This window comes from Acinetobacter sp. S40 (assembly GCF_016624705.1).
Taxonomy (GTDB): Bacteria; Pseudomonadota; Gammaproteobacteria; order Pseudomonadales; family Moraxellaceae; genus Acinetobacter.
Genome location: NZ_JACVTU010000023.1, coordinates 1 through 15,296 on the forward strand (window position 1 = coordinate 1; position 15,296 = coordinate 15,296).

Genomic DNA, 15,296 nt, shown 5'->3' on the forward strand with positions numbered 1-15,296 from the left:
GCAGGTTTTGCGCTAGATGGTGATGGTAAATATGCGGTAATGGATGAAAAACAGTAGCTATAACAAAGGCTTAATTATACCAAGTTCGTATAATGAATATTATGTTAAATGAAGTATTCTGCAAACGGTGCGCTATTCACTGCTGTATGTGCGCACCGTCATTGACAGCTTAAACTGAACCGCTGTCAATGATACCTCAATGAACATAATATAGAGTTATGCAAAACTCGACCACTTCTCAACTTGCGTGTTCGCAAGCTTACGCAAGTTTGCGAGGCTTGTTCAATGTAATATTTTGCCAATCCTTATTTTTTACGTTTACGAAATATCAATAACTTAAGTACAACTTTAAGCCTGGATCTTGCCGCTGCTGCTGAACTGCAGTTGGAAGAAAATGCCAAGTTAAGACCTCGAGATAATTTGCCACTTCGCAGAGACTACGCCTTTGATCACTCAAAAACCTGAAGAAATTTAGATATTCACTCGATGTGATCAAATTCCCCTGACTGCTTCGCTCTATATGTACCACGTTAAAACAGATCAAGGGATTTTGTAATCAAAGAGATAAATTGACATTTCTGACAAATAACAAAGTTCTATAAGTTACTGTTTTGTTGCATTTTAACATTAGCCTGGTCTGAATGGTTTATTGACTGATTTGACACAGCAAAGTAGTTGAAAGGTCGATCACCATTCATGACACGCTGACAGTCTTTTTTATCAATGTCATGAATAATTGTACCCTGTTGTGTATAAGCAACAATATTGCCTTTACGATCTGTCATGCATCCAGAAAATACAGGCTTTGCAGTCGCTTGATAACTTACTTGTACTTCTTTAAATGGTTTACTGGGTGAGTAGTCAATAACGACTGAATCCATATCATTACGTGTTGTTTGTTGTAGATCGGAACGTCTCTTGGCTGCAAATTGTTTATCATACGTATCGCGACATTGTTCTTGCGTCCAATTCAACTGCTTCATACAGTTATCAATTTTAGTTTGAATCTCTGGTGATATTTGCTCAGTCGTTTGAGTAGCAGTATTCTTTTTAGAACGTTCTTCCAGTGCTTTCTGTGCAGCAACAGTTTTATCAATACTATCTTGACCAATACGCTTACCACCCGAGAAATGATGAAAAAGGTTGATCAGTAAACCAATGGAAATAATAAAACAAACAATCGCAATCGCTGCAAGTTTGTACATGTACTTTGGTATACGTGCTTTACCGTCTGTAACTTCCTCAGTCGACTTATATTGTGTAAATACTTCATCATCAAAAGGAACAAAGAACACATCTTCCGCGCGTTCAGTTGCTGCTAATGAATCTGGTTTCTCTTGCCATGAACGCCAGAGAGAAACTTGTGATCTTTTCTCGTTTCTCAAACGAGTACAATGATAATGTTCATTAACTAATTCGAGTAAATGAAGATGTAAAAGTTTAGGCGACTGTGTAATAAAGATAATGTCACGACCAGAATGTCGATGATATTCAAGCTCTCTAATTACATCACGTGTAGATACCTTTTCCCTTGCAGCCCATGCAAAGTAACGTATTCCCCTTTTATCAACTTGTCTTTGTGCTTCGTCATAAACGATTAAAGCGCCTTTTTGACCTGTCTCAGCATTAGATTCTTCAGTAAGTAACCAATCTAATTCACCTTTATCATTTTCAGGAATTGGACGTACATCAAGCGTACAGCCATCAATGTTTGTATAAACTGGGCGACCTGCCTTTACAGCTTCATTGACCCATTTCTTCATAACCAAATGGGTTTTACCTTGACCCATTTTACCAGTGACCAATAAAACAGGCATATCAGTTCCTCTTAGCTAACTTGATTCGTAATGACTCCCAGTAGGCACGAGTCATGATTGCGGAAAATAAAATGCCAATGGCTTGGGGAATACCAAATACAGCCATTAAGCCAATATACGGAAGTGATTCAACATGTGACGCTGCATTGTTCACATAAGTCGTAAGCAATAAATAAACAGGCGCACCCGTAACAATACCAATGCCCAAACTTGTTAATAGCTGTCTAACAAAATTATTGCTAAACAAGTCCATGATTTTATAAAGAAGTTTGCCCATTTATTCTTCACCTCCGCGTTGAAAGCCAAAGAGAATGAAACAAGCTGTAATCATTGAAAATCCAATAACAAAAGGCTTGATGAGCCAATCTAAAGAACAAATAAATGAATAATCTGATGTTTTTACTTGAGCCGTGACACCATGCAATGTGACTGTTTCATAAGTTGGTGCAGGACATTGTGCAGATACGTTTAGAGAAACTTTTTTCTCTTCAAAGTCAGATGTAATATTTAAATCAGTATCATCACGTTCTGGCAAATCAGATTCATCTTTCGTCCAATCAAAGAAGTCCTTAACCTTATCCCAAAACGATTTCTCATCATCATAGTGTTCTTGTACTTTCTCTTGAAATTTCGTATCACGTTTATCTGAAACTTTCCAATCGTCATACCATTGGCACATTTTTGCAGCCCACGAGCAGAAAACTGGAAATTGAATTGTTATCGATGAACCTCCCGTTTGTTCGCCAGTTTCTGGGTCGGTTTTAGGTGTAGTTTCTCCAGTAGCTTCATCACCAGAATCTGACCAAGAACGGTCTTGAGTTCTGTCTTTGTCATTAGTAGGTTCATCTGAATAACGCGAATCACCAATCCATGATCGCTTACCATCATCAGTTGGTTTTGCATTTTTTAATTTGTCGTCCATATCGTCAGCAACTTCATCACCGACACCAGAAGGATCATGTTCGTAAATCTCTTTTACACCCGTATAATCATCGGTATTTACAGAATCATTATTAAAATTGGGATCAGGATCTTTATAACCACGTCCGATCATTGCAGCACCCAATAGTGCGCCAGTGAGCGGGACTGTTTTTAGTTTTGGTTCTTTGTTTGGGTCATAATTGGGATTAGGTTTTGACGCAATAATTGTTGCATCATAATCATCATATTTCTTTCGATAATATCTACAAACATATTGATTTGTAGTACCTGCTCTTAAAGTTAACGAGTCATAAACAGCTTGAGAAGATGATTTTAATGCAATATCAGAATCACATGCAGCTTTAGCTGATGAATAATATTTCCCATCTTGACCGTAGTACAAATACTGAGAATTAGGGTCTGTGGTATCTTCTTCAGGAACCTTTTTTACATAAATACCATCTTCCATGACCCAGCCAATTGCTGCTAAAAGTCCAGAAACAGCAGCAGTTCCGACAATCGCTTGGGGTGAATATAAACGCTTAAGCATCGATGGTCCGACTTTCGCTGCACTCGGTTTATCTACTGCAATAGAACGTTTAATTAACTGTCTAACTTCTTCTTTTGTTGAATTTTCTATTGTGACATTCTGCATAATCGAACGTGCAGATTGTCCGTAGACTTTTTTTCCATATTCATTACGACCTTGACCAATAGAAATATCACGTTGTAGCCAATATTCGTCACGATCAGCAGCATGTAGATTGGATGTAAGTAGAATTAAAAGAAAAATTAAGAGGATTTTGATTTTTTTAAACATAACGCAAACTCACTTTAAGAGAATGCGTATGCCTACAATTGCAACGTAAACTAAAAGCCAGTTGAATATAGAAGGTTCATCCATACGCTTATTCTCAAATCGCCACAATCGCGCGACATTCGTAGCGGGCTACTCACATCGCGCGCTCGTGACATTTGTTACTTCACAGCACCACGAGACTTTTTAACAAGTGCCATTACTGCTACGAAACCGAGAATCGCAATACCGATTGCAATACCGAATGTTTCGGCTGTGCCGATGTCTGTAATGAATGACGCTGAATCTAGTGTTAATGCTGCATTCGCATTAGACATAGCTAGAGCTGTAACACCAGTACCAACCAAACCAAAACGAGTTAATTTAGTACGACCATTACGTTCTACGACTGTAAGTTGAGTTTGTTTATCCATTTTGATCTCCTCATTTAACGGATTTTCTTGATTTATTTAATAACCACATAGTTAAGTAATAGCCCGCAATCGCTGTGATTATTAGTGACGCTTGCGAGCCAGTAATAGCAAATATGCTTGAGTTCAAATCGAACCAGTTCTGACACTGATTTGTTGTTTCTTCGATCTGTAAACAGACATATAGAGCCATTTTTTAAAATCCTTATTTGCAGCTAAAGCAGTGCTTTAGATACAGTTGTTCGTAAAAAAATGTATTGCCACAATTGGGGCATGTGTACGTTAAATGGCTCATCTTGAATCCCTATATTTGCCCAAAATTTTTAAAAATATTTGGCAAGCCTTATTGAAAACCAAAGCAAACAAAATAAGAAAAAATAGCCAGATGATGATCATCTCGTTAAGCGTCCTGTTTGTTCTACACGCCAGATCAACTGCTTAAGCCCTGTAATATCTTTGTCAGGATTATTTTCAGCTTGAAGGATTGATAACTGGACTTTCAGAATGACTTCGATTGTCAAATAGTCATCATTCGACAGTGTGCCTACTGCCCTGTTATAGCCACGAACCGTAGACGGTGGAGTATGTCTACGTGGGCTATTCATATAAGCGTAGTAAGTCATGGCGACTACTCAACATTAAAATCGAGTGCAAGCAATACAGCTCGTGGCGTTTTGCCAGAGAAGTCCCAATCAAAGATCATTCGGGCATCAGCGGGTAACTGCTGATGCATGTAATCATTAAAGAACTGTGCGCCTTTGATCTTGTAATCAGTAGACTTTTTACCGATCGCGCCTTGCTCTTTCTCACGATCGGAATATTCTTGTAAAACAGTCACTACGGTATTTGAAAATTCAATGGTTTTACCCTTTTGATCTTCAAAATCACCCGCAGCCTTACGGATGCCTGTTACTGTCATAATTGGTTGTTGTGATGTGTTCATGTGCTCACCTATGCGATTGAGTAATTAAATTGCGATACTGGTGGCTCGTACCACTCAGGCAATTGTTGTGAAAAGTCGATTTCTACGAGCTTCATAAAAGGGATGACATTTGATGCCTTGTTGTCATGCAAGTTCTGTAAGTAGGCTTTAGAAAAGCCACACTCACATAGTTCTGAAATCTGTCTGTAAAACGTTGTCTTAGGTAACATCTTGCCTAGCTCAACTAAGCCGTGTTCACGTATAAGACAGAATGTTGCATAAATATTTCGGATACGTGCTTTAGAAACCTTTCCAGAGTTCGTCACTACCACAGCACTACTGGAGATCGCTTCAAGTACACTTTTATCGTCGGTAAGTTTCATAGTTTGACCTCTTAAGGCTTCAAAAATGCTATGAGTCGCTTTAGTCCAAAGTGCTTGTAATATCTCAGGGTTTTTACGCTGAAATTTGATAAGTTCAAAAAGATTGGTGGGTATGCCCGCACGTTCTAACCAACGTTTTTTTAAGCGGGCTTCAAAACGCATAACGCCGATAGTCCAGTTCACTAGACGACTATCTGACATCACATTAACAACACGCATAGCAGCCTTATCGTTCTTCTTTGCTAATGCCTGCTGTTCCTTAAATTGTTCCATGAATTCAGTATGTTTCAGGTAACACTTAATATTAATCAAGCGCGAATGTTGTCCACCCCAGTAAATTGTATTATCCATTTGCTTTTGACTAAGTTGTGTCTGGCCATTGGTCACGCGACGCATGAAATCATGTAATTTCTTGGCGGTATGTTCATCACCAACACGTGCTGAATAGGTCACATCGATATGAGATACCCATGCAGTTTTCCAATCGATCATTCGAGCTAAGGTCGGATACGCTTCCGCAAAGAAGCCAATCATTTCAAAAGCACCCATTTCGATATCATCGTCACCAAAAACATTATGGCCCTGACGAATCTTTGCGGGACTGGCTTTAATTTGAATATACGGTGCATAGCTTGAATCAAAGAAGCACTTCAATGACAAACCAGTGAAACAAGTAGGAACAGACTCGTAAGGATGAAATAGAGATGATGCAGTAATGCTGCCATCTTCATTTTTATGCACTGCCCTACTTGCAAGTGGAATTTCTAAACTATGCAAATCTACATCTACAAAAAAATACTCACCCGTTTCACTCAAAGAGTAAAAACTGGATTCAAAGTGAGCGTTAATACATAGATGATCAAGCATGAAATCACAAATTCATAAATCATTTTATGAGCATAAAAGCATAAATCACATATAAACACAAGCACAAATCACAAAATCATTTATGATTATGTGATTTTAAACGGAGTACGAAATGGCTAAAACATTTAGATTCACTGATGAAGAAGAACAAGTGATGAACGAAGTCTCATTACGAGTAAATAGAGAACTGGTTAAAGCAGGTCAAAAGCCATTACGTGACACAGAAATATTCCACGAGATTATTAGACAGACACTTATTGAAGGACAAATAGAAGTCAGTAGAGACGGTTCTTTGAAAGTAGAAACAAAAAAATAAAAGAAGTATGGGTAAGTAGTTTATTCCTATAAATTCCCAAATTTGGGACTAGAGTCCACCACCAGAAAGCGTGGACTCCGCGAAAACCGAAAATCAGCAAAAAAATAGGGAGCTTATGCTCCCTGTTTTAATATTCGTTCATATCACGTGTAGCTTTATATAAAAAGTAACAACCAATTGGAAAAAGTATAATAAATACAGCAAGATAGCCTAAAATAAATTCCATTAAGTCACAATTATAAGTTTTAGTTATGAACATCTCATTTCGCATAACTTAATTTTATGTTAAATGAAGTATTCTGCAAACGGTGCGCTATTCACTGCTGTATGTGCGCACCGTCATTGACAGCTTAAACTGAACCGCTGTCAATGATACCTCAATGAACATAATATAGAGTTATGCAAAACTCGACCACTTCTCAACTTGCGTGTTCGCAAGCTTACGCAAGTTTGCGAGGCTTGTTCAATGTAATATTTTGCCAATCCTTATTTTTTACGTTTACGAAATATCAATAACTTAAGTACAACTTTAAGCCTGGATCTTGCCGCTGCTGCTGAACTGCAGTTGGAAGAAAATGCCAAGTTAAGACCTCGAGATAATTTGCCACTTCGCAGAGACTACGCCTTTGATCACTCAAAAACCTGAAGAAATTTAGATATTCACTCGATGTGATCAAATTCCCCTGACTGCTTCGCTCTATATGTACCACGTTAAAACAGATCAAGGGATTTTGTAATCAAAGAGATAAATTGACATTTCTGACAAATAACAAAGTTCTATAAGTTACTGTTTTGTTGCATTTTAACATTAGCCTGGTCTGAATGGTTTATTGACTGATTTGACACAGCAAAGTAGTTGAAAGGTCGATCACCATTCATGACACGCTGACAGTCTTTTTTATCAATGTCATGAATAATTGTACCCTGTTGTGTATAAGCAACAATATTGCCTTTACGATCTGTCATGCATCCAGAAAATACAGGCTTTGCAGTCGCTTGATAACTTACTTGTACTTCTTTAAATGGTTTACTGGGTGAGTAGTCAATAACGACTGAATCCATATCATTACGTGTTGTTTGTTGTAGATCGGAACGTCTCTTGGCTGCAAATTGTTTATCATACGTATCGCGACATTGTTCTTGCGTCCAATTCAACTGCTTCATACAGTTATCAATTTTAGTTTGAATCTCTGGTGATATTTGCTCAGTCGTTTGAGTAGCAGTATTCTTTTTAGAACGTTCTTCCAGTGCTTTCTGTGCAGCAACAGTTTTATCAATACTATCTTGACCAATACGCTTACCACCCGAGAAATGATGAAAAAGGTTGATCAGTAAACCAATGGAAATAATAAAACAAACAATCGCAATCGCTGCAAGTTTGTACATGTACTTTGGTATACGTGCTTTACCGTCTGTAACTTCCTCAGTCGACTTATATTGTGTAAATACTTCATCATCAAAAGGAACAAAGAACACATCTTCCGCGCGTTCAGTTGCTGCTAATGAATCTGGTTTCTCTTGCCATGAACGCCAGAGAGAAACTTGTGATCTTTTCTCGTTTCTCAAACGAGTACAATGATAATGTTCATTAACTAATTCGAGTAAATGAAGATGTAAAAGTTTAGGCGACTGTGTAATAAAGATAATGTCACGACCAGAATGTCGATGATATTCAAGCTCTCTAATTACATCACGTGTAGATACCTTTTCCCTTGCAGCCCATGCAAAGTAACGTATTCCCCTTTTATCAACTTGTCTTTGTGCTTCGTCATAAACGATTAAAGCGCCTTTTTGACCTGTCTCAGCATTAGATTCTTCAGTAAGTAACCAATCTAATTCACCTTTATCATTTTCAGGAATTGGACGTACATCAAGCGTACAGCCATCAATGTTTGTATAAACTGGGCGACCTGCCTTTACAGCTTCATTGACCCATTTCTTCATAACCAAATGGGTTTTACCTTGACCCATTTTACCAGTGACCAATAAAACAGGCATATCAGTTCCTCTTAGCTAACTTGATTCGTAATGACTCCCAGTAGGCACGAGTCATGATTGCGGAAAATAAAATGCCAATGGCTTGGGGAATACCAAATACAGCCATTAAGCCAATATACGGAAGTGATTCAACATGTGACGCTGCATTGTTCACATAAGTCGTAAGCAATAAATAAACAGGCGCACCCGTAACAATACCAATGCCCAAACTTGTTAATAGCTGTCTAACAAAATTATTGCTAAACAAGTCCATGATTTTATAAAGAAGTTTGCCCATTTATTCTTCACCTCCGCGTTGAAAGCCAAAGAGAATGAAACAAGCTGTAATCATTGAAAATCCAATAACAAAAGGCTTGATGAGCCAATCTAAAGAACAAATAAATGAATAATCTGATGTTTTTACTTGAGCCGTGACACCATGCAATGTGACTGTTTCATAAGTTGGTGCAGGACATTGTGCAGATACGTTTAGAGAAACTTTTTTCTCTTCAAAGTCAGATGTAATATTTAAATCAGTATCATCACGTTCTGGCAAATCAGATTCATCTTTCGTCCAATCAAAGAAGTCCTTAACCTTATCCCAAAACGATTTCTCATCATCATAGTGTTCTTGTACTTTCTCTTGAAATTTCGTATCACGTTTATCTGAAACTTTCCAATCGTCATACCATTGGCACATTTTTGCAGCCCACGAGCAGAAAACTGGAAATTGAATTGTTATCGATGAACCTCCCGTTTGTTCGCCAGTTTCTGGGTCGGTTTTAGGTGTAGTTTCTCCAGTAGCTTCATCACCAGAATCTGACCAAGAACGGTCTTGAGTTCTGTCTTTGTCATTAGTAGGTTCATCTGAATAACGCGAATCACCAATCCATGATCGCTTACCATCATCAGTTGGTTTTGCATTTTTTAATTTGTCGTCCATATCGTCAGCAACTTCATCACCGACACCAGAAGGATCATGTTCGTAAATCTCTTTTACACCCGTATAATCATCGGTATTTACAGAATCATTATTAAAATTGGGATCAGGATCTTTATAACCACGTCCGATCATTGCAGCACCCAATAGTGCGCCAGTGAGCGGGACTGTTTTTAGTTTTGGTTCTTTGTTTGGGTCATAATTGGGATTAGGTTTTGACGCAATAATTGTTGCATCATAATCATCATATTTCTTTCGATAATATCTACAAACATATTGATTTGTAGTACCTGCTCTTAAAGTTAACGAGTCATAAACAGCTTGAGAAGATGATTTTAATGCAATATCAGAATCACATGCAGCTTTAGCTGATGAATAATATTTCCCATCTTGACCGTAGTACAAATACTGAGAATTAGGGTCTGTGGTATCTTCTTCAGGAACCTTTTTTACATAAATACCATCTTCCATGACCCAGCCAATTGCTGCTAAAAGTCCAGAAACAGCAGCAGTTCCGACAATCGCTTGGGGTGAATATAAACGCTTAAGCATCGATGGTCCGACTTTCGCTGCACTCGGTTTATCTACTGCAATAGAACGTTTAATTAACTGTCTAACTTCTTCTTTTGTTGAATTTTCTATTGTGACATTCTGCATAATCGAACGTGCAGATTGTCCGTAGACTTTTTTTCCATATTCATTACGACCTTGACCAATAGAAATATCACGTTGTAGCCAATATTCGTCACGATCAGCAGCATGTAGATTGGATGTAAGTAGAATTAAAAGAAAAATTAAGAGGATTTTGATTTTTTTAAACATAACGCAAACTCACTTTAAGAGAATGCGTATGCCTACAATTGCAACGTAAACTAAAAGCCAGTTGAATATAGAAGGTTCATCCATACGCTTATTCTCAAATCGCCACAATCGCGCGACATTCGTAGCGGGCTACTCACATCGCGCGCTCGTGACATTTGTTACTTCACAGCACCACGAGACTTTTTAACAAGTGCCATTACTGCTACGAAACCGAGAATCGCAATACCGATTGCAATACCGAATGTTTCGGCTGTGCCGATGTCTGTAATGAATGACGCTGAATCTAGTGTTAATGCTGCATTCGCATTAGACATAGCTAGAGCTGTAACACCAGTACCAACCAAACCAAAACGAGTTAATTTAGTACGACCATTACGTTCTACGACTGTAAGTTGAGTTTGTTTATCCATTTTGATCTCCTCATTTAACGGATTTTCTTGATTTATTTAATAACCACATAGTTAAGTAATAGCCCGCAATCGCTGTGATTATTAGTGACGCTTGCGAGCCAGTAATAGCAAATATGCTTGAGTTCAAATCGAACCAGTTCTGACACTGATTTGTTGTTTCTTCGATCTGTAAACAGACATATAGAGCCATTTTTTAAAATCCTTATTTGCAGCTAAAGCAGTGCTTTAGATACAGTTGTTCGTAAAAAAATGTATTGCCACAATTGGGGCATGTGTACGTTAAATGGCTCATCTTGAATCCCTATATTTGCCCAAAATTTTTAAAAATATTTGGCAAGCCTTATTGAAAACCAAAGCAAACAAAATAAGAAAAAATAGCCAGATGATGATCATCTCGTTAAGCGTCCTGTTTGTTCTACACGCCAGATCAACTGCTTAAGCCCTGTAATATCTTTGTCAGGATTATTTTCAGCTTGAAGGATTGATAACTGGACTTTCAGAATGACTTCGATTGTCAAATAGTCATCATTCGACAGTGTGCCTACTGCCCTGTTATAGCCACGAACCGTAGACGGTGGAGTATGTCTACGTGGGCTATTCATATAAGCGTAGTAAGTCATGGCGACTACTCAACATTAAAATCGAGTGCAAGCAATACAGCTCGTGGCGTTTTGCCAGAGAAGTCCCAATCAAAGATCATTCGGGCATCAGCGGGTAACTGCTGATGCATGTAATCATTAAAGAACTGTGCGCCTTTGATCTTGTAATCAGTAGACTTTTTACCGATCGCGCCTTGCTCTTTCTCACGATCGGAATATTCTTGTAAAACAGTCACTACGGTATTTGAAAATTCAATGGTTTTACCCTTTTGATCTTCAAAATCACCCGCAGCCTTACGGATGCCTGTTACTGTCATAATTGGTTGTTGTGATGTGTTCATGTGCTCACCTATGCGATTGAGTAATTAAATTGCGATACTGGTGGCTCGTACCACTCAGGCAATTGTTGTGAAAAGTCGATTTCTACGAGCTTCATAAAAGGGATGACATTTGATGCCTTGTTGTCATGCAAGTTCTGTAAGTAGGCTTTAGAAAAGCCACACTCACATAGTTCTGAAATCTGTCTGTAAAACGTTGTCTTAGGTAACATCTTGCCTAGCTCAACTAAGCCGTGTTCACGTATAAGACAGAATGTTGCATAAATATTTCGGATACGTGCTTTAGAAACCTTTCCAGAGTTCGTCACTACCACAGCACTACTGGAGATCGCTTCAAGTACACTTTTATCGTCGGTAAGTTTCATAGTTTGACCTCTTAAGGCTTCAAAAATGCTATGAGTCGCTTTAGTCCAAAGTGCTTGTAATATCTCAGGGTTTTTACGCTGAAATTTGATAAGTTCAAAAAGATTGGTGGGTATGCCCGCACGTTCTAACCAACGTTTTTTTAAGCGGGCTTCAAAACGCATAACGCCGATAGTCCAGTTCACTAGACGACTATCTGACATCACATTAACAACACGCATAGCAGCCTTATCGTTCTTCTTTGCTAATGCCTGCTGTTCCTTAAATTGTTCCATGAATTCAGTATGTTTCAGGTAACACTTAATATTAATCAAGCGCGAATGTTGTCCACCCCAGTAAATTGTATTATCCATTTGCTTTTGACTAAGTTGTGTCTGGCCATTGGTCACGCGACGCATGAAATCATGTAATTTCTTGGCGGTATGTTCATCACCAACACGTGCTGAATAGGTCACATCGATATGAGATACCCATGCAGTTTTCCAATCGATCATTCGAGCTAAGGTCGGATACGCTTCCGCAAAGAAGCCAATCATTTCAAAAGCACCCATTTCGATATCATCGTCACCAAAAACATTATGGCCCTGACGAATCTTTGCGGGACTGGCTTTAATTTGAATATACGGTGCATAGCTTGAATCAAAGAAGCACTTCAATGACAAACCAGTGAAACAAGTAGGAACAGACTCGTAAGGATGAAATAGAGATGATGCAGTAATGCTGCCATCTTCATTTTTATGCACTGCACTACTTGCAAGTGGAATTTCTAAACTATGCAAATCTACATCTACAAAAAAATACTCACCCGTTTCACTCAAAGAGTAAAAACTGGATTCAAAGTGAGCGTTAATACATAGATGATCAAGCATGAAATCACAAATTCATAAATCATTTTATGAGCATAAAAGCATAAATCACATATAAACACAAGCACAAATCACAAATTCATTTATGATTATGTGATTTTAAACGGAGTACGAAATGGCTAAAACATTTAGATTCACTGATGAAGAAGAACAAGTGATGAACGAAGTCTCATTACGAGTAAATAGAGAACTGGTTAAAGCAGGTCAAAAGCCATTACGTGACACAGAAATATTCCACGAGATTATTAGACAGACACTTATTGAAGGACAAATAGAAGTCAGTAGAGACGGTTCTTTGAAAGTAGAAACAAAAAAATAAAAGAAGTATGGGTAAGTAGTTTATTCCTATAAATTCCCAAATTTGGGACTAGAGTCCACCACCAGAAAGCGTGGACTCCGCGAAAACCGAAAATCAGCAAAAAAATAGGGAGCTTATGCTCCCTGTTTTAATATTCGTTCATATCACGTGTAGCTTTATATAAAAAGTAACAACCAATTGGAAAAAGTATAATAAATACAGCAAGATAGCCTAAAATAAATTCCATTAAGTCACAATTATAAGTTTTAGTTATGAACATCTCATTTCGCATAACTTAATTTTATGTTAAATAGGATGTCTAAAGACTGTAGCCTACACAACATTGTTTGTAGCTACAGCTCAGCAACACGAATCTCTACGATCATAATTCACATTGCTTTAAACAATTCCACCATTCACCCGAAGTACTTGCGCATTGATCCAATTACTTTCTTCATTAACAGCAAAGGCTAAAACAACTGCAATATCTTCTACTGTACCTAGACGTTCTAAAGGCGCCGCTTTAGCAAGCTGTTCAATCAATTCATCACTTTTTCCCTTTAGAAAAAGTTCTGTTGCAGTTGGTCCAGGCGCAATTGCATTCACCGTAATATTTTTACCTCTAAGTTCTTTAGCTAATATAGCAGTTAAAGATTCAATTGCCGCTTTTGAAGCAGCATAAACTCCATATCCTTCAGGTCGCAATCCCACCACACTGCTTGATAAATTAATAATTTTACCGCCATATGTCAGTCGTTTTGCTGCTTCACGCATGGTATATACTGCGCCTTTTAGATTGATTGCTAAAATCTGATCAATACTTTGGTCATCCACGTCTTCAATTTTATCTAAATACATGATTCCTGCATTATTAATGAGAACATCCAATCTACCATAGGTCTCAAAGGCATACTCAAATAGCTGAATCACCTCATTTGAATGGCCAATATTTGCCTTAAATGCAGTGGCTATCCCTCCGTTCATTTGAATTTTTTTTACAATATGTTCAGCTTCTTGATCATTATTTGCATAGTTAATAATGATCTTATGACCTTGTTTGGCCAATAAAATTGCAGTACAGGCACCAATGCCTCTGGAAGCACCTGTAATTAAAATAACTTTTTCCTGTTTTACAGATATTGTACTCATTCTGGCCTCATTAAACGAAATTTACCATCTATAAGTTTTATGATACTGTTCAGTTATCACTGAATAATCCTGTAAATTCAGACATCTTTATCCGAATATAACGAACAAATGAGTTAAGAATGATGGATAAGTTAAATGCAATGTCCGCTTTTGTTCAGGTTGTGGAACAACAAAGCTTTACTAAGGCTGCACAAATTTTGGACTTACCACGTTCTACATTGACAGATGCCATTAAACAATTAGAAATTCAATTAAATACACGTTTATTATTTCGTACAACTCGTCAGGTTAGAACCACTGATGAAGGTCAGATCTATTATGAAAGATGTAAATATATTTTGGCTTATATCAGTGAATCGGATCACGATTTTCTAAATGCTAAACCACAGGGAATTTTAAAAATTGAAGTTCATAGCGGTTTTGCTGCGCAATTTATTATGCCTAAATTGCATCAGTTTATTAATGAGTTTCCACAAATTCAATTACAGCTGACTGAAAGTGATCGTTATGTTGATGTGATTAAAGAAGGTATTGATTGTGTTATTCGTATTGGTCAACTGAGAGATAGTGATTTAATTGTCAGGCATCTGGGAGATATTCGACAAATTACTTTAGCGAGCCCACTTTACTTGGAAAAATATGGTATTCCTAAAAATCTTGGGGAACTCAAAGATCATTTTATGGTTGGGTTTTATTCAACCGCTCGACAAAAAGTTAATCCGTTAGAATTTATACATCAGCAGAAAATAGAATTGTATAATTTACCTAGCATGATTCAGGTGAATGGAGCAATTAGCTATGCCGCTGCAGCAAAACAACATTTTGGTATCATTCAGGTTCCACACTACGGCTATTTGACTGAATTGGAACAAGGAAAACTTTGCCAGATTTTATCAAGTTATGCAGTACCCTCCCTACCCGTTTCTTTACTTTATCCTTCAAAGACGCTGCTTTCACCTAGACAAAAAGTATTTATCGATTGGATTGTTCAATTATTTAAAAATTATCCTTTAATCTAGTAATTAAAAATAACTGAATAATTAACACTCAATGATTTAAAAATGAGAAAGACATACTTTAA

General features: G+C 37.6%; 18 protein-coding genes. 3 read left to right on the forward strand and 15 right to left on the reverse strand.

All coding sequences use genetic code 11. From position 1 onward, the window contains the following. Positions 1 to 596 precede the first annotated feature (596 nt). The 7 genes from IAE19_RS15960 to IAE19_RS15990 form a co-directional block, all read right to left on the reverse strand. Positions 597 to 1,817, reverse strand: coding sequence for a zonular occludens toxin domain-containing protein (locus IAE19_RS15960; RefSeq protein ID WP_200461897.1), 1,221 nt, complete (start codon positions 1,815 to 1,817; stop codon positions 597 to 599). 1 nt (position 1,818) lies between these two features. Continuing rightward, a complete protein-coding gene (locus tag IAE19_RS15965) occupies positions 1,819 to 2,094 on the reverse strand; it encodes a DUF2523 family protein (RefSeq protein WP_200461898.1) in 276 nt (91 codons plus the stop codon). Further along, positions 2,095 to 3,558 (reverse strand): virulence factor TspB C-terminal domain-related protein, encoded by a 1,464-nt coding sequence (locus IAE19_RS15970; protein ID WP_200461899.1) that lies wholly within the window; start codon positions 3,556 to 3,558, stop codon positions 2,095 to 2,097. It lies immediately after the preceding gene. A gap of 158 nt (positions 3,559 to 3,716) precedes the next feature. Next, positions 3,717 to 3,968: a hypothetical protein gene (locus IAE19_RS15975; RefSeq protein ID WP_200461900.1), complete on the reverse strand. Its 252-nt coding sequence runs from the start codon at positions 3,966 to 3,968 to the stop codon at positions 3,717 to 3,719. A 389-nt stretch (positions 3,969 to 4,357) separates the two neighbouring features. After that, positions 4,358 to 4,588, reverse strand: a complete 231-nt coding sequence (locus IAE19_RS15980; protein WP_200461901.1) for a hypothetical protein — start codon at positions 4,586 to 4,588, stop codon at positions 4,358 to 4,360. 5 nt (positions 4,589 to 4,593) lie between these two features. Next, on the reverse strand, positions 4,594 to 4,908 hold the full coding sequence (locus IAE19_RS15985) for a hypothetical protein (RefSeq protein ID WP_200461902.1): 315 nt from the start codon (positions 4,906 to 4,908) through the stop codon (positions 4,594 to 4,596). An 8-nt stretch (positions 4,909 to 4,916) separates the two neighbouring features. Continuing rightward, positions 4,917 to 6,137, reverse strand: a complete 1,221-nt coding sequence (locus tag IAE19_RS15990; RefSeq protein WP_200461903.1) for a phage/plasmid replication protein, II/X family — start codon at positions 6,135 to 6,137, stop codon at positions 4,917 to 4,919. Positions 6,138 to 6,249: 112 nt separating this feature from the next. Here IAE19_RS15990 and IAE19_RS15995 point away from each other — a divergent pair, with 112 nt between their 5' ends. Next, entirely contained in the window at positions 6,250 to 6,453 is a 204-nt protein-coding gene (locus IAE19_RS15995; protein WP_200461904.1) for a hypothetical protein, read from the forward strand. Positions 6,454 to 7,230: 777 nt separating this feature from the next. Here IAE19_RS15995 and IAE19_RS16000 read toward each other — a convergent pair. The 7 genes from IAE19_RS16000 to IAE19_RS16030 all read right to left on the reverse strand — a co-directional run bounded on the left by IAE19_RS16000 (position 7,231) and on the right by IAE19_RS16030 (position 12,771). Then, positions 7,231 to 8,451, reverse strand: coding sequence for a zonular occludens toxin domain-containing protein (locus IAE19_RS16000; protein WP_200461897.1), 1,221 nt, complete (start codon positions 8,449 to 8,451; stop codon positions 7,231 to 7,233). 1 nt (position 8,452) lies between these two features. Beyond that, positions 8,453 to 8,728 (reverse strand): DUF2523 family protein, encoded by a 276-nt coding sequence (locus IAE19_RS16005; RefSeq protein WP_200461898.1) that lies wholly within the window; start codon positions 8,726 to 8,728, stop codon positions 8,453 to 8,455. Then, positions 8,729 to 10,192: a virulence factor TspB C-terminal domain-related protein gene (locus IAE19_RS16010; protein ID WP_200461899.1), complete on the reverse strand. Its 1,464-nt coding sequence runs from the start codon at positions 10,190 to 10,192 to the stop codon at positions 8,729 to 8,731. 158 nt (positions 10,193 to 10,350) lie between these two features. After that, positions 10,351 to 10,602, reverse strand: a complete 252-nt coding sequence (locus tag IAE19_RS16015) for a hypothetical protein (RefSeq protein ID WP_200461900.1) — start codon at positions 10,600 to 10,602, stop codon at positions 10,351 to 10,353. A 389-nt stretch (positions 10,603 to 10,991) separates the two neighbouring features. Further along, complete coding sequence (locus IAE19_RS16020) at positions 10,992 to 11,222, reverse strand: hypothetical protein (protein ID WP_200461901.1); 231 nt, start codon at positions 11,220 to 11,222, stop codon at positions 10,992 to 10,994. 5 nt (positions 11,223 to 11,227) lie between these two features. Continuing rightward, a complete protein-coding gene (locus tag IAE19_RS16025) occupies positions 11,228 to 11,542 on the reverse strand; it encodes a hypothetical protein (protein ID WP_200461902.1) in 315 nt (104 codons plus the stop codon). Between the two features lie 8 nt (positions 11,543 to 11,550). Next, complete coding sequence (locus IAE19_RS16030; protein ID WP_200461905.1) at positions 11,551 to 12,771, reverse strand: phage/plasmid replication protein, II/X family; 1,221 nt, start codon at positions 12,769 to 12,771, stop codon at positions 11,551 to 11,553. A gap of 112 nt (positions 12,772 to 12,883) precedes the next feature. Between IAE19_RS16030 and IAE19_RS16035 the strand changes: the two genes are divergently transcribed. After that, positions 12,884 to 13,087, forward strand: coding sequence for a hypothetical protein (locus IAE19_RS16035; protein ID WP_200461904.1), 204 nt, complete (start codon positions 12,884 to 12,886; stop codon positions 13,085 to 13,087). 378 nt (positions 13,088 to 13,465) lie between these two features. Here IAE19_RS16035 and IAE19_RS16040 read toward each other — a convergent pair whose 3' ends face one another. Then, a complete protein-coding gene (locus tag IAE19_RS16040) occupies positions 13,466 to 14,215 on the reverse strand; it encodes an SDR family oxidoreductase (RefSeq protein WP_200461906.1) in 750 nt (249 codons plus the stop codon). Between the two features lie 122 nt (positions 14,216 to 14,337). Here IAE19_RS16040 and IAE19_RS16045 point away from each other — a divergent pair, with 122 nt between their 5' ends. Beyond that, entirely contained in the window at positions 14,338 to 15,234 is an 897-nt protein-coding gene (locus IAE19_RS16045; protein ID WP_200461918.1) for a LysR family transcriptional regulator, read from the forward strand. The last annotated feature ends 62 nt before the right edge of the window (positions 15,235 to 15,296 follow it).

What these genes read in the sequence shown, in the direction of transcription:
- IAE19_RS15965 (WP_200461898.1), bottom strand. Translation starts at nt 2,094, where the DNA reads ATGGGCAAACTTCTTTATAAAATCATGGACTTGTTTAGCAATAATTTT.
- IAE19_RS15995 (WP_200461904.1), top strand. Translation starts at nt 6,250, where the DNA reads ATGGCTAAAACATTTAGATTCACTGATGAAGAAGAACAAGTGATGAAC.
- IAE19_RS16025 (WP_200461902.1), bottom strand. Translation starts at nt 11,542, where the DNA reads ATGAACACATCACAACAACCAATTATGACAGTAACAGGCATCCGTAAG.
- IAE19_RS15975 (WP_200461900.1), bottom strand. Translation starts at nt 3,968, where the DNA reads ATGGATAAACAAACTCAACTTACAGTCGTAGAACGTAATGGTCGTACT.
- IAE19_RS15980 (WP_200461901.1), bottom strand. Translation starts at nt 4,588, where the DNA reads ATGACTTACTACGCTTATATGAATAGCCCACGTAGACATACTCCACCG.
- IAE19_RS16010 (WP_200461899.1), bottom strand. Translation starts at nt 10,192, where the DNA reads ATGTTTAAAAAAATCAAAATCCTCTTAATTTTTCTTTTAATTCTACTT.
- IAE19_RS15990 (WP_200461903.1), bottom strand. Translation starts at nt 6,137, where the DNA reads ATGCTTGATCATCTATGTATTAACGCTCACTTTGAATCCAGTTTTTAC.
- IAE19_RS16030 (WP_200461905.1), bottom strand. Translation starts at nt 12,771, where the DNA reads ATGCTTGATCATCTATGTATTAACGCTCACTTTGAATCCAGTTTTTAC.
- IAE19_RS16045 (WP_200461918.1), top strand. Translation starts at nt 14,338, where the DNA reads ATGGATAAGTTAAATGCAATGTCCGCTTTTGTTCAGGTTGTGGAACAA.
- IAE19_RS15960 (WP_200461897.1), bottom strand. Translation starts at nt 1,817, where the DNA reads ATGCCTGTTTTATTGGTCACTGGTAAAATGGGTCAAGGTAAAACCCAT.
- IAE19_RS16015 (WP_200461900.1), bottom strand. Translation starts at nt 10,602, where the DNA reads ATGGATAAACAAACTCAACTTACAGTCGTAGAACGTAATGGTCGTACT.
- IAE19_RS15970 (WP_200461899.1), bottom strand. Translation starts at nt 3,558, where the DNA reads ATGTTTAAAAAAATCAAAATCCTCTTAATTTTTCTTTTAATTCTACTT.
- IAE19_RS16040 (WP_200461906.1), bottom strand. Translation starts at nt 14,215, where the DNA reads ATGAGTACAATATCTGTAAAACAGGAAAAAGTTATTTTAATTACAGGT.
- IAE19_RS15985 (WP_200461902.1), bottom strand. Translation starts at nt 4,908, where the DNA reads ATGAACACATCACAACAACCAATTATGACAGTAACAGGCATCCGTAAG.
- IAE19_RS16035 (WP_200461904.1), top strand. Translation starts at nt 12,884, where the DNA reads ATGGCTAAAACATTTAGATTCACTGATGAAGAAGAACAAGTGATGAAC.
- IAE19_RS16020 (WP_200461901.1), bottom strand. Translation starts at nt 11,222, where the DNA reads ATGACTTACTACGCTTATATGAATAGCCCACGTAGACATACTCCACCG.
- IAE19_RS16005 (WP_200461898.1), bottom strand. Translation starts at nt 8,728, where the DNA reads ATGGGCAAACTTCTTTATAAAATCATGGACTTGTTTAGCAATAATTTT.
- IAE19_RS16000 (WP_200461897.1), bottom strand. Translation starts at nt 8,451, where the DNA reads ATGCCTGTTTTATTGGTCACTGGTAAAATGGGTCAAGGTAAAACCCAT.